Here is a 14,024-nt window from a genome sequence, read left to right as displayed (position 1 = left end):
GAAAAAGTTATCTCATCTCCGGCTGATCTTAATTCCGACAATTACGTTAATTCGCAGGACCTCGGAATGCTCATGAGCGCCTGGGGCAATACCACTAAACCCAAAGCTGATCTTAACCAGGATGGCATAGTTAATTCCGTTGATTTTGGAATTCTGTTGAGTAAGTGGGGGTAGAAATTGGAAATGACCCGCTTTCGCTAAGGCTTAAGCAGAGCAAGCAAATTTCCAACAACAAAAATAAATAATTATAACTAAAATACTGATTTAAAATGATATAACTCCCTGTGGTCTCTGCCGCAGGGAGATTCACAAAGATTGGCATTTTAAAGTAGGGGATAAGAATAAGTCAGTTTGATAATTAGTCTATTACTGGATTATCATTCCGGGTTATATGAATTTAGGGTATAATAAAATTAAATCATTGGATAATTAAATTTTAAATGTATGGCTAAAAAATTCAAGATAACAATCTTAAAAATAATCCTAGTAACAGCATTATTAGTATTCAGTGATGTCGGTACAGTATCAGCGGCAAAAGTCGATATTCCATGGAAACGATTAGTGACGCTTCAGGTGTGGGACACAACATTAGGAACAAGACTCGGACCTCCTCTGGGCGATCAATCCGGTTGGACTGAAGCGGAATTAAAAGCCAGGATTGGTTTTTTATTGGACGAGTTTGAGTACATGCATATTGATGCGTTTGCGGCTACCGTGAGGGCTGCGTATTTTGAGGCGGCTCGCGATCCTAACGGATACTACCTTTACAATAAATATGACACCAAGTCAGAAGTCGATACAAGGGCAAGCTGGGATATGTTTGGATATTTGATCAGCGAATCGCATAAGAGAGGCATAAAGGTAATTTGGTGGCACGATCCGATTTATTATGGTACGGCAAATATATATTTATGGGGGGATAAATACAATGAATGTACTAATCTAAATTTGAGCAATAGTGTCTGCGCTACTCGTCGTTCCAGGCTTGAGGTGGATGAACCGGTAGTGAAAGCATATAATTACGATTTGGTTAAATATGTTCTTGAAAATTATGATATTGACGGAATAGATTTGCATGAGCCGTTTTATGTAAACCCCTCGTATAATCCTGTTCTGATAAAACGCGTAAAAGATAAATATAACTGGGATATAACAGGTGCTATTTACACTGAATTTAGGAATTCGTTAGAGGTTAATGGAAAATGCCCCCCAAATTCAACGGCATCATTAGTGAATAATCCCTATTGTCCAAATCTTGGAAAATTATACGACGTAGAAGGCGACGTCTGGGAAGAATTATTCGCAGGATACCGGCAAATATTCAATATGACAAATAAGAAAAATCCGAATGTACTTTTGGGCGGGGGCGGACACCATGAGTTTAGCGTGGTGCACGGGATAAACATAGCCGATGTAATGAAAACTGGAAATTTGGATTATTATTCGTCGGAGGATTTGAGGATACCCAATATGGATTACTGGAAGAAGGTAATGACGAGCACTAAAGCATTTTTTGGCGAAGATCTTTCCTGGGCAATGGGATTGATTTTAAATTACAGCAAAACCGTCCCAACCGTCGGTTCGAATGATAATTTTGGCGTCCAAGGGCAATTATCCTGCCAATACGGATCTGCATACGAACATTTGTATCCGTTCAACAGAAGAAATCTTGCGTTTGGTACTACTAATAGTGATACCATGTATAAATGGGCGCATGCGAATCCTCCGTCTTCGTTTTGCGGTGCATCCGCCACTTCCGTTTCCGCCCCCACCTTCTCTCCTCCTTCCGGCTCCTATGCTTCCCCTCAATCTGTCTCCATCTCCACTTCCACCTCTGGCGCCACTACCCATTACACCACTGACAACTCTATTCCCACCGAATCTTCCCCAACCTATACCTCTCCCATCTCCGTTTCTTCCACTACCACTATCAAAGCCGGAGCCTGGAAAACCGGACTTACCCCCAGCGCTATTTCTACCGCTGTCTATACCATCACCGATCCTGACACCACCTCTCCCGTCATCTCAGCTGTCTCTTCTTCCGGGCTCACTTCTTCCAATGCTACCATCACTTGGACTACCGATGAATCCTCAGATTCCCAAGTGGAATACGGCACCACCACTAGCTATGGTTCATCCACTCCCATTAACACTAGCTTAACCACTTCTCATTCCCAGCTTCTGGTCAGTCTCGCTTCTTCCACCCTTTATCATTACAGGGTAAAGAGCAAAGATTCATCCGGTAATCTAGCCACTTCTCCCGACAACACCTTCACCACTTTAGCTTATGTACCTTCCGCCAATCTTCTCACCAATCCCGGTTTCGAACTCGGCACTTCTTCCTGGATTTTTTACACCGATGGAACCGGTTCCTACACCACCATCTCTCCCGGCTACGAGCTGACCAAAGCTGCTAAGATTACTCTGAACACAGTAGGCTCCAACATGCAGTTCTATCAATCGGGTATCTCCTTAGAACCCAACACTTCTTATCGCTTAACTTTTTCCGCCTATTCTTCCACCGGCCATGATGTGTCCATAAATCTCCTGAAAAATGTTTCTCCTTACACTAATTACGGTTTATCCCTTACCCCCAACCTTATCACTTCCTGGCAAGCCTTTACCCAGGATTTTACCACCGCAGGCTTTACTAATAACATCACCGACGGACGTCTCAGGTTCTATTTCCCGGGTCTGGCCTCAGCCGGAGACATCTATTATCTCGATGATTTGAAATTGGAGAAAGTTATCTCATCGATTGCCGATCTTAATTCCGATAATATCGTCAATTCCGTCGATCTTGGCATGCTCATGAGCTTCTGGAATTACACAACCAAACCCAAATCTGATCTTAACCAGGATGGTATAGTCAACTCCGTTGACTTTGGAATTCTGTTGAGTAAGTGGACAAGGTAATGTGCGCTTGAAGGGAATGTAAAAATAGCCTATTTTTATTAAAAATGTTATAATAGATATTATTTAATCCATAATAAAAAACACATCATGAAAGCGATAATTCAAGTTCTAAACCAAAAGATGAGCAATTTAAGGTTTTTTGTTTATTTATTGGTTGCATTTGCTCTTATACTCACTTCTACGGTTGTCGTATTGCTAAATTCGTTAAATTATTATGAACCAGCCGATACTTTTTATTCGAAAGCTCCGGGACAGCCGAAATCATTTTTGTATGTTTCGCCAAAAGAAGGCAGGTATAGCGTGGGAGATGAATTCACGGTTGATGTCTTGGTGAACACTGCGGGCAGCGACGTCGTGGCAACGGCGGCTTACTTAAGTTTTAATAAAAGCGCGATGCAGGCTGTATCGATCGATACTTCCGATTCCGCTTTTATCATGGATGCGGAAAAAGAAGTTAATAATGAACAGGGCAAGATCAAAATAACTATAGGTAAGCCGACTCCAGGAGTCAGGGATAATGCCGCAAAGGTGGCCACTATCCATTTCAAGGCGCTTGAAAAGACCAATCCTATTCTAGAAAATATTTCTTTCGATTTTACAAAGGGATCTTCTCTTTATTCCACTATCATTATCGATGATAAAAAAGGAACAAACATTTTAAGTACAACTCAGGGGTCAAAAATATTCATTAATTAAAATATTTATATGGCAAAAAAAACAAAAAATAAATTAATCATATTTTGTTTAATCACGCTTTTGATATTTCCGGCGGTTCCTTATATGAGTGAGGCAAGCCTGGTTGGCAATACAAATAATGCGACTTTGAGCCTTAGTTCCAATACGGGTACGTATAAGGTAGGCAGCACTTATTCGGTAGATATTTTAGTAAATACTCATGGCCAAAACGTAGTAGCTGTGGCTGCATATCTGAATTATAACCCCAGTTTATTTCAGGTAGTTTCAGTTGATACTTCCGGCTCGATCCTTACCTCAGAGGCAAGAAATGTTGTAGATAATGTGAATGGTAAAATAGAAATTGTTCGAGGTATTCCTACTCCGGGGATCAATACGACCAATGGAAAGGTTGCAACTTTGAACATGCAAGGTTTATCTGACTCCGCCCCATCGACGGATAATTTTAGTTTCGATTTTACTGCTGGTTCCACTAATGAGTCCAATATAATTTTAAACGATGGGCTAGGCACGGATATTATTTCCGGTGTTGATAATGGCAGGTATGCTTTGGATGGCACTCCTCCTATGAATGTTTCAAGCTTTACGGCAACTGCAGGCAATAGCCAGGTTTCTTTAAACTGGACCAACCCCGGAGCTGATTTTTCCGGTGTAACGATTTTAAGAAAGACGGGATCATATCCGGCTTCACCTACAGACGGTACTGTGGTTTACGATAATATTGGAACTAGTTATAATAATACAGGGTTAACCAATGGGGTCACATATTATTATAAAGCTTTTTCTCACGACGCTCTGTTGAATTATGCAAGTGGCTCCCAAGCTTCTGCTACGCCATCTGACTCAATTTCTCCCGCTCCCATTACTACTTTGTCGGCAGTTCCGATCAATGCCAGGTCGATGACTCTTAATTGGACTGCAGTAGGAGATAATGGCAATTCCGGAACAGCTGCCAGCTATGATGCAAGATATTCGACATCCGCAATAACTGCTGCTAATTTTTCTTTAGCCACTCAAGCAACCGGTGAGCCTTCGCCAAAAGCAAATGGTGGCGCAGAATCGATGACCCTAACCGGACTTACGGGGGCCACGACTTATTATTTTGCAATTAAGGCTATTGACGCAAGCGGTAATACCGGCGCTATTTCCAACTTGCCAAGCGCTAAAACTTATAAATCTGCCGATTTAAATAATGATAATTTGGTAAACTCTGTCGATTTCGGAATGCTAATGTCATTTTGGAATTATACAACCCGACCCATAGCCGATATTAATCAAGATGGTTATGTTAATTCTGTCGATTTCGGTATGATGATGAGTCAGTGGGGGTAGTAAACAATAATTAATTAATAATTTTAAAAATCTATGCGTAAAATGAAATTTATAATCGCTTCTGTGGCTTTTCTGGCTTTACTTTCCATTCCATTTTTCGGGAAAGCGAGTTTGGTGGGCAGCACGTCTCAAGCCACCCTAAGTGTGTCTCCGGCTACCGGATCTTATAATCCCAATGACACTTTTACGGTTAGTGTCTATATGAATACCAATGGACAAAATGCCGTAGTGTCCGCTGCGTATCTAAATTATGATCGAAATAGCTTTCAGGCAGTAAGTATAGATACAACAGGTTCCGTTTTCACTATGGCGATGGAAAAGACAATAGATGCTAACACTGGGATAATAAAGATAACGAGCGGAATGCCTACTCCGGGAGTTAAAACTGCCAGCGGCCTGGTGGCAAAGATTAATTTTAAAGCTCTTTATGGCACAACGCCTTCCGCTGACAATCTTACTTTCAGATTCACCGCCGGCGACAGCACTCAATCGACAGTTATCAAGGATGATGGCTTGGGTACAGACATTTTAAGTGGTGTTTATGGTGGTAAATATACGGTGAGCGGCCAGGCGAATCCTTCCCCAGTCCCCATCCCAACTCCTACTCCGACCCCGAACTCTGACACCACCCCTCCTGCTAAAGTTACGAATCTCGTTTCTACTTCCACTGAGACCCAGATCCTTCTTACCTGGACTAATCCGACCGATGGGGATTACCAAAAGACCAAGATTTTAAGAAAAACCGTTTCCTATCCTTCTTCGCTCTCAGATGGAACCGTGATCTTTGACGATAATAAAAATTCCTTTACTGACTCGAACCTCCTTACCGGCACAGCTTATTATTATAGTGTTTTCACGTATGATGCCAGCGGCAATTATTCCCAAGCATCCCAAACTACAATTGTCACCAAAGGAGAAAAAGCTGTTACTCCCTCTTCCTATCCCGATCTCACTCTTCTTAAAACCCCGGATTCTTTCAAGGTTTATGTAGTCATCGATCAAAAAAAGAAATGGATCTCCACCCCGGAAGTCTTTGAAACCCTGGGCTATGAGTGGACCAATATTACTATTGTAGATCAATCTGCTCTGGATTCTATCCCGGACTTCGAAGACAACCTTATTCGCGCCATAGGGGACTACAAGGTCTATCTTGTGGTAAATGGCATTAAACGCCACATTCCCAACCCGGAAATATTCCTGGACTATGGCTTTTCCTGGGACGATGTTAAAAATGTTTCTCAGACGGTTATCGATAAATACGGCAGGGGGTATCTGATCCGGGAATCCAGGCAGGGAACCATCTATTATCTCTCATCAGGCGGTATCAGGAAACACATTCCCACTCCCGAGATATTCTCCTCCTACAACGACAAATGGGAAGATGTCCAGGTCATTTCCAATAAAGAAATGGAATCATATCCCGAATCCAATCTCGTAAAGCTTCAGGGAACCAACAATGTCTATCTCGTCCAGTCCGACACCAAGCGTCTTATCCCTTCTGCCGCCATATTCAACAAAAACAAATATGACTGGAACAGGGTTATGGAGATCAACCGGGCTGAATTCGACTGGTTGAAGACGGGGGAGGATGTGAGATAGAAAAATCTTTCTTTTTGAAATACAAATTACGCAATAGAATTCGCCGTTTCATTATGGCGAATTTTATATTTGCCCAATGTAATGTTAAAAAGTATAATAATATTGTAATAATGTAGCATCTATCGATGAAAAAACTAAGGATCGCACAAGTAGTCTCGCTCCAGGAAAGCGTTCCGCCAAGGGGCAAGAACGGACTGGAATTCATGGTTCACTACCTCACCGAAGAATTGGTGAAGCGCGGGCATGAGGTGACGCTTTTTGCGACAAAGGATTCAAAAACGTCCGCAAGGCTGGTTCCCGTGGTCTCATATCCGGCTTCAAGGAAATATATCTATGGATGGAATTCAACGAATTATTCGATCGCCGGAATGGTGAAAGCATGCGAGATGAAAGAGGAATTCGATATTATCCATTCCCATATCGGCAATACCGCTTATTATTTTGCGGATCTGGCGGATGTTCCGATGGTGGAAACCATTCACAGTCCGATGCCGGGATGTAAAAAAACAAAGAAGAAGCGAGCGGCAGTTGATGTGTATTGGCAAGATGCGGCACGGCGTTTCGATAAAGTACATCATGTTTTTGTAAGCCATAGCCAGAAAAATAATTCCAAACTGAAGAAAAATGCCAGCGTGGTGCATAACGGGATCGATCTCGAAAGGTTCAGTTTTAAAAATGATCCCAGGGATTATTTCATATATTTGGGATATATAACCGAAGATAAGGGAGCGCATCTTGCGGCAAGGGCAGCAAGAAAAGCGAATGTAAAGCTGAAACTCGCGGGGAGCTGCAGCGGGTGCAAGGACTATTTCAAGGAAAAAGTTAAACCCTGCCTCAAAAAAGGGAAGATCGAATATGTGGGAGCCGTCAATCCGCAAGAAAGGAACAGGCTTCTTGGCGGGGCAAAGGGGATTCTGGTACCGCTTCAGTGGGAAGAGCCGTTCGGGCTGGTGATGATCGAGGCGATGGCATGCGGAACTCCGGTGATAGGCCTGGACCGTGCGGCTGTTCCCGAGATCGTAAAGAACGGCAAGACGGGATTTGTGGTCAAGGACGAAAAGGGAATGGCGCAAGCAATAAAAAATATTGAGAAGATTAGCAGAGCCGAGTGCCGGCGCCATGTCGAAAAATATTTCACGGTCCAAAAAATGGCGGATGAATATGAAAAGGTCTATGAAAAGGTTATAAATAATTTTACTAAATAAACATGCAAAACAAAAACAAAACATTGTTCCAGAACCTGCCGAAGACCATCCTTGCGCTGAGCCTTATTGTCGGGATTGGCGCCATTTTGGGGATCATGATGTATCTGATTGAATACAGGCCCTACATTAATCTGGAGCCGGAAAGCGGTTCTGGGTTGGATCAGAGCTTGGATGCAGGTGATGAGGTTGCAATTGCTTCCCCGGAGATCTCAGTAACAAAAGATTGGAAAATATATGAAAGCAAAAAATATGGATTTTCGGTTAAATATCCGCCAGATTGGAAGGTTTCTGAGAATACCCGCAATAGAATAGCTCTATTTAATTTAGACTATACTGATAATGAAGGAAATTACTCGAATATATCCATAGGGTCGATGCCATCTTTTGATCCGGACAGAAATAGAGAAATCACTTTTGAGGAAATGACCGAAGACCTCAAGAGATCATTTGTTGAAGGTGTGGTAGGATCGGATAACATTGAAGAAAGAAATATAGTTATCGGGAATATTACCGCATATAATCTTTCTAGCACAAAGGACGGAAAATATACGAACGGCAGTTTTGTACTAAGGGAAAATGACGTTTTCGCTGTTTTATGCGCAACGGAGAATATTGAAGATAACCCCTGCACGTCGGTTCTTAATGATATGATCTCCACTTTGAGATTCATGGAAAAAAGCAAACCTGCGTTTATCGGTGTTAACATCAAAGAAGTTTCGATCCTGACCGAAGATGACAGGGTAAAGGTGGGACTGCCGAAGGAACTGGATTACGGCGTTTTGATATTGAGCGATGATTTGGTCAATGATCTGGATTGGGTGCCTCAGTCTATCGGAGATGGTATCGTTGACGGTTCTCCGGCGGAAAGCGCGGGCCTTCAGGCCGGAGATGTCATATTGGAAGTCAACGGGGAGCAGGTTATGGAATTGGAAGGCATAATGGAAAAGTATTCGCCCGGGGATAAGATCGTTTTGAAAGTATTGAAGAACGGAGAGCAGATCGAAACGGAAGTTACATTGGCGGAATTTCCGGAATCGCTTAATCAATAGATAAAAATTATGGGTAAGCTATATTTTCTTTTCGGCATCCACAACCACCAGCCGGTGGGAAACGACCCTTATGTTTTCAGGGAGGCTTTTGACAAATGCTACAAGCCGTTTTTGGACGTTCTTGAAGAATTTCCGAAAGTAAAACTGACCATGCACTTCAGCGGTCCGCTTTTCGATTGGCTGATGGCAAACGAAAAGGAATTCATCGGAAGACTGAAACGGATGGCGGATAAAGATCAGATCGAGATGATAGGCGGGGGATATTATGAGCCCATACTGCAGACCATATCCGATAAGGATAAATTCTCCCAGATCGCTCTTATGAACGATTTCATAAAAGATAAATTTGGCAAAAAGCCTGAAGGTATGTGGCTTGCCGAAAGGATATGGGAACCCTATCTTGCCAGGATCATAAATGAATCGGGGCTCCGGTATACTTTTCTGGATGACACGCATTTCCGCAAGGCTGGCCTTGATGAGAAAGAATTCTTGGGACATTACGCTACTGAGGACTCTTCAAGGCCGATCGCCGTGTTTCCGATAAGCAAAACTCTCCGCTACAAGATACCTTTTTCCCGGCCGACGGAAGCGATCGCGATCCTGAAGAAATTTTCCGGAAAAAAAGAAGACATATTGATCACGCTTTTCGATGACGGTGAAAAGTTCGGCTTGTGGCCGACAACATACTATTGGGTGTATGAAAAGAATTGGCTAAGGGACTTTTTCAGGCTGCTGGTGAAGAACGAAAAATATATCGAAACAATAACGGCAAGCGAAGCGCTCAAGAAATTCCCTTCGAACGGCCTGGTTTATATTCCGAATTCCGCTTATGTGGAAATGGACGAGTGGGTCATGGAACCGCGGGACTTTTTCCGCTATAAGGAGCTGAAGGATTATCTGAAAGACAGGCCGGATTATGACGAGATTAGGTATTTTATAAATTCGGGATTCTTCAGGAATTTTTTTCTGAAATATCCCAGGTTGAACTATATGCATAAAAGGATGCTCGGCCTGAGCGATAAATTAAACGAGAATGCATCGCCGGAAAAAGACAAGGACATTTTCCAAAGTCTATGGAAAAGCCAGTGCAATTGCGGGTATTGGCATGGGGTATTCGGGGGATTCTATTTCGGGAATATCAGGTCCTCGATATATGAGAATCTGATCGAAGCAGAAAAGAAATATGACGAGAGATATGAGAAAAAATCCCTGATTATTAAAAGAGCGGATATAGATCTTGATGGAACAAGCGAGACGATGGTGAAGAATGGAAAAATGATCGCATGCTTTTCGGACAAGGGCGCAACGATGACCGAATTGAGCCTAAAAGAAAAAAATTTCAACATCATCAACACCATAACAAGAAGGGAAGAAACCTATCACAAAAAGATCAGAGGACGGGCGAGAAGGGATATTGTTTATGACAAGTGCGAACGTCTGTGTTTTTCTGACCATCTTGTTGCGAAGAAGATCGTTTTGAATGATTATCTGAAGCAGCGCAAGCTCAAAACGCTTTCGAATGATGCCTATATATCATCGCCGGATGAAAAAGAAGATCCTGCCGTCCTGAATTATGCATTTGAAAGCAAGGATCTTGATTTTTCCAAAAAAATAATGATCGGAAGCGGATCGGATGTGGAAGCGAGATATGATTTTGGAGTATCGAGTCTTCTGAGGAAATATAATTTTGCGGTTGAATTCAATTTTTTCATCCAGTCGGCAAAGGATGCAATGGTACGCTTTGAAGATAAAAGTTTTAATGTCGATGAAAAGATTTCAGTAAAAAGCATAAACAGTTTGAAGATCGAGGATAGGTTCAAAGGAATAACTACGGCGATAGAATTTGACCGCGCAGATGTCTTTATTGTTCCGGTCTACTCAATTACCAATTCTATAGACAGCGAAAGCCAGAGCATCGGGAAAATGTTCCAGGAAATATCGGTACTTGTGATCAAGAGGAGCAAGGATAAGGGGTTCAAGATAAGGCTGTCGGTTGATTATATATAAAAAAAGCGGATAAAAAAATGACCTTTCATTTGATCGGTCATTTATTGTCTATGTTTTTATCCAGCATTGCGGGTCTTTGGCAAAATAGTTGCCGGTCGTGCCATAAGTGACGGCACGGCATCCCCTGCAATGCTGCAGAAGTTTGCATTTATTGCATCCTTCTATTTCTGTCATGTTCCTGTATCTGCTCATCTTCTTTCCAAAGAATGCATTGAAGAATGAGTCATCTCTTGCGTTTCCAAGCGGACTTTCGAATCTCCTGCAGGCAAAAAATGTGCCTTCGGGAAGCAGTGTCAGATGGCTTGTTCCCAGGTGACATCCTCCGTGGATGCATTTTCTGTCAGTGTTGCTTTTGATATTCAGCAGGCCTTTTTCCCAGAGATAGGGGGTCCATAGGTGGTCCTTCAGGGTGAAAGACGTGCCGCTTTTCGAAAATCTTTGGAAGGTTTTCCAGACTTTGTCCAAGAATCTTCTGTATTCCTCCGGGCCGATGTTTTGCTTGGTATCCGATCTTGTCGGACAGTAACGCGCGAACGCATATGTGTTCACTTCGTTCTTTACGACAATCTCGATCAGTTCGGGGATCTCCCTGTAGTTTATTTTCGACACGGTGGACATTATTACAGTCCTGATGCCGTGCCTGTTCAATATCTTTAGGGCATCCATCGTTGCTTTCCAGCTTCCCGGCTTTCTCAGAGCGTCGTGAGTCTTCTCGAGTCCGTCCAGGGACATCTGGTAGTATGTGCATCCCAATTCATGCAGCTTTGTGCAGACTTCATCATTTACATGAAAGGGATTTCCGAGGATCGAGAAGGGTATATTCTTTTCATGAGCGATCTTTAGGAATTTCCATATATCAGGATAGAGAAGCGGATCTCCTCCGGTAAGCGACAGATTTGGAGTTCTGTTTATCCTTCTGCAAAAAAGAATAAAATCGTCCAAAATCGAAACGCACTGAACGAGTCCGAATTCTTCTTCTTCGGTTTTTTCTTTTCCGTTATGGACATAGCAGTGTTTGCACCTTTGATCGCACTTATTGGTCAGATGCCACTGCAATGAAAAGCTTTTACACTTTGCCATTCTTTCACCTCAAACTTGTTTGAGGGAGGGCTAAGGCGTTTTATTATCCGCCGCCGCATCCTCCTCCTCCGCATCCTCCGCTGCAGCCTCCGGAACATCCGCCGGTGCAACCTCCTGTGGTGTTTGTGTCTGTGCCATGAATCACATTGCTGTCGCCTCCATGACTGTCTCCACTGTGGCTTTTGGTGCTGTGTCCGCCTCCGCCATCTCCGGCTACTGCAGCTGTTGCCGCAGTGTTATCGGATGACGAAGATTTATCCTTGTTGTCATCGTCTTTTCCGGATCCCAAAGAAGCGCCATCAAACTTTGAAGCTTCTACGGATTGATGGAATGTCTCATATTTTCCGGGCTCGAAAGTCGGACTGGTCTCTGAAAGCTGTGCAGACAGCGAACCCTGATCCGCGCTGCTTGCCAGAGATGCTGCATCGTTTCCGGAGATCTCGTTTCCTCTGCTGTCGATGAAATTGGCATTGCTTCCTCCTGCGGGTTCTGTGATATAGTCGAATATCATCATCCACCACAGGATCTGGAAAGGATCGGAAAAGCCGTTATGGCTATAGTCCGGACTTGCTCCGCTCGATTTATAGAACGAAGGGGACAAAATGCTGTCCTGGTTGAAAAATCTGCGGTTATAGAATTTGCTTACCCTCATATCCTTTTTTGAAGGTACGATGACTGTCTTTTCCGGTTTCGACACCAAGGGGTCTATTGCAAAGACGCGCTTGAAATCACTTGCCATTTTATCCGTAAATTCCGCAAAAGTTTTTTCGCATTTTCCGAGATATCCTTCAGTCAACAGTTCGTTGACGTCATTTTTGAACGTCTCGGCTTTCACCGTCTTCGGTATCTGCACCATGCCGTAATTATCGATAGCCATGCTTGCGGACGTTTCTTCTCCGAGAAGCCTGGCATGAACCACAGATGTTATTTCCACATCGCCAACCTTTTTTCTTCCTACAAAATGGATCGTCAATATCCTTTTGCTGGATTTGTGCAATGCGCTTATGAGCTCATGCATATTGTCTCTGCCATACTTATTGGTGGAGATCGTAGTTCCGTTTATCTCCAGATGTATTGCGTCGGTGATGCCGGCAGAGTTGAAGAGCTGTTCGATCTTTTTCAAAACCGGCAGCATTTTGTTCTCTTTTTTTACGAGCGCCCATGCCAGGAACGGCAGGTATTTTTCGACAAATCCCTTGTCTTTTTTCTCCTCGTTTTCAAGAGGGATGTTTCTGTTCATTTTGTTTTCAAACTGCATACTATCCTCCTGTTTCTTTCAAACATTCAAAAGCCAGAGTCTGTTCTGACTTTCCGCAAATGGTAACATAAATTATGAAAATGTCAATGGTCGGCGGTTTGACCGAATCTGGCCAAAAAGAGAATAAAAAAATGACCTTTCATTTGGTCGGTCATTCGTTGTTTTATGGCATTTCTTTTAATATTTTTTGGAGATATTTTTCTCCTTCTCCGCCTTCCATTTTCCAGATCTCGATTATGATCTTTAATTCTCTCGAAAATTCCGGACTCATAAGTGTAAGCAATCTCATTCCGACGGATTCCATGAGTGGAGGCAGATTCTCATTTCGGATCTTTTCTTCAGGGAATTCTTTCCCGATAATACGATTTTGTCTGAATTCTGTCGCTGCACAACGTATGGCTTCTTCCATGTGATTGTTTTTATCATCTCCGGTATGTGATAAAAGCCAGATGAAGAATTCGTGGCCGGGAAAAGGCAGGGGATTGTATGCCTGAGACGCATTCGGGTATCTGTTTCCGAATCTCAGGTAGTGGCACATGTAGAGGCAGCCTTCGCTTATCTCTTTTTCCCATTTCTTATCCATATATTCGAGTAGATTAAATCTGAAACCGACTGCAATGCGAAGCACCTTCTTCTCAAATTCATCGGAGATCCTGCCTATAAGCTCGTTTTCCATTTTCGCTGTTTCTTTGTAATAGCCATTCTCCAGTGGCAATCCCATATTTCTGTTTTCCAGTCTTTCGATCAAATATTTTTCCGATCTATAGAGTTGAATTAGGTCCTCGGTGCTCTTCTTGCTGTATTCAAAGAGATCATTAATTTTTGGGGTCTTTTCTTTTTCTTCCTTTTTCTTCCATAGCCATGATAAATCCATGATATTCCCTC

The 14,024-nt window shown here is 42.8% G+C and carries 10 protein-coding genes; 7 read left to right on the top strand and 3 right to left on the bottom strand.

Annotation, left to right across the window (positions count from 1 at the left end):
- Window positions 1-573 precede the first annotated feature (573 nt).
- From WC788_01475 to WC788_01445, 7 genes are all read left to right on the top strand, one after another.
- Window positions 574-2,916, top strand: coding sequence for a chitobiase/beta-hexosaminidase C-terminal domain-containing protein (locus WC788_01475; GenBank protein MFA6096281.1), 2,343 nt, complete (start codon window positions 574-576; stop codon window positions 2,914-2,916).
- 87 nt (window positions 2,917-3,003) lie between these two features.
- On the top strand, window positions 3,004-3,612 hold the full coding sequence (locus WC788_01470; GenBank protein ID MFA6096280.1) for a cohesin domain-containing protein: 609 nt from the start codon (window positions 3,004-3,006) through the stop codon (window positions 3,610-3,612).
- Between the two features lie 9 nt (window positions 3,613-3,621).
- A complete protein-coding gene (locus WC788_01465) occupies window positions 3,622-4,941 on the top strand; it encodes a cohesin domain-containing protein (GenBank protein MFA6096279.1) in 1,320 nt (439 codons plus the stop codon).
- Window positions 4,942-4,974: 33 nt separating this feature from the next.
- The gene (locus WC788_01460; GenBank protein MFA6096278.1) at window positions 4,975-6,540 is read left to right on the top strand and encodes a hypothetical protein; all 1,566 of its coding nucleotides are present in this window, start codon (window positions 4,975-4,977) and stop codon (window positions 6,538-6,540) included.
- 125 nt (window positions 6,541-6,665) lie between these two features.
- Window positions 6,666-7,745, top strand: coding sequence for a glycosyltransferase family 4 protein (locus tag WC788_01455; protein ID MFA6096277.1), 1,080 nt, complete (start codon window positions 6,666-6,668; stop codon window positions 7,743-7,745).
- Window positions 7,746-7,747: 2 nt separating this feature from the next.
- The gene (locus tag WC788_01450; GenBank protein MFA6096276.1) at window positions 7,748-8,794 is read left to right on the top strand and encodes a PDZ domain-containing protein; all 1,047 of its coding nucleotides are present in this window, start codon (window positions 7,748-7,750) and stop codon (window positions 8,792-8,794) included.
- A 9-nt stretch (window positions 8,795-8,803) separates the two neighbouring features.
- Window positions 8,804-10,801, top strand: a complete 1,998-nt coding sequence (locus tag WC788_01445; protein ID MFA6096275.1) for an alpha-amylase/4-alpha-glucanotransferase domain-containing protein — start codon at window positions 8,804-8,806, stop codon at window positions 10,799-10,801.
- Between the two features lie 48 nt (window positions 10,802-10,849).
- Here WC788_01445 and acgM read toward each other — a convergent pair whose 3' ends face one another.
- The 3 genes from acgM to WC788_01430 form a co-directional block, all read right to left on the bottom strand.
- Window positions 10,850-11,881 carry a radical SAM/SPASM domain protein, ACGX system gene (gene acgM, locus WC788_01440; protein ID MFA6096274.1) on the bottom strand — a complete coding sequence of 344 codons (1,032 nt, stop codon included), beginning with the start codon at window positions 11,879-11,881 and terminating at the stop codon, window positions 10,850-10,852.
- Between the two features lie 43 nt (window positions 11,882-11,924).
- On the bottom strand, window positions 11,925-13,139 hold the full coding sequence (locus WC788_01435) for a hypothetical protein (GenBank protein MFA6096273.1): 1,215 nt from the start codon (window positions 13,137-13,139) through the stop codon (window positions 11,925-11,927).
- A 163-nt stretch (window positions 13,140-13,302) separates the two neighbouring features.
- Window positions 13,303-14,013, bottom strand: coding sequence for a hypothetical protein (locus tag WC788_01430; protein MFA6096272.1), 711 nt, complete (start codon window positions 14,011-14,013; stop codon window positions 13,303-13,305).
- Window positions 14,014-14,024 lie beyond the last annotated feature (11 nt).

It is taken from the genome of Candidatus Paceibacterota bacterium, assembly GCA_041661265.1.
Taxonomy (GTDB): domain Bacteria; phylum Patescibacteriota; class Minisyncoccia; order JAHIHE01; family JAGLIN01; genus JBAZUT01.
The sequence above is the reverse complement of the archived record's forward strand: the minus strand, read 5'-3'. Positions and strand labels throughout refer to the sequence as shown.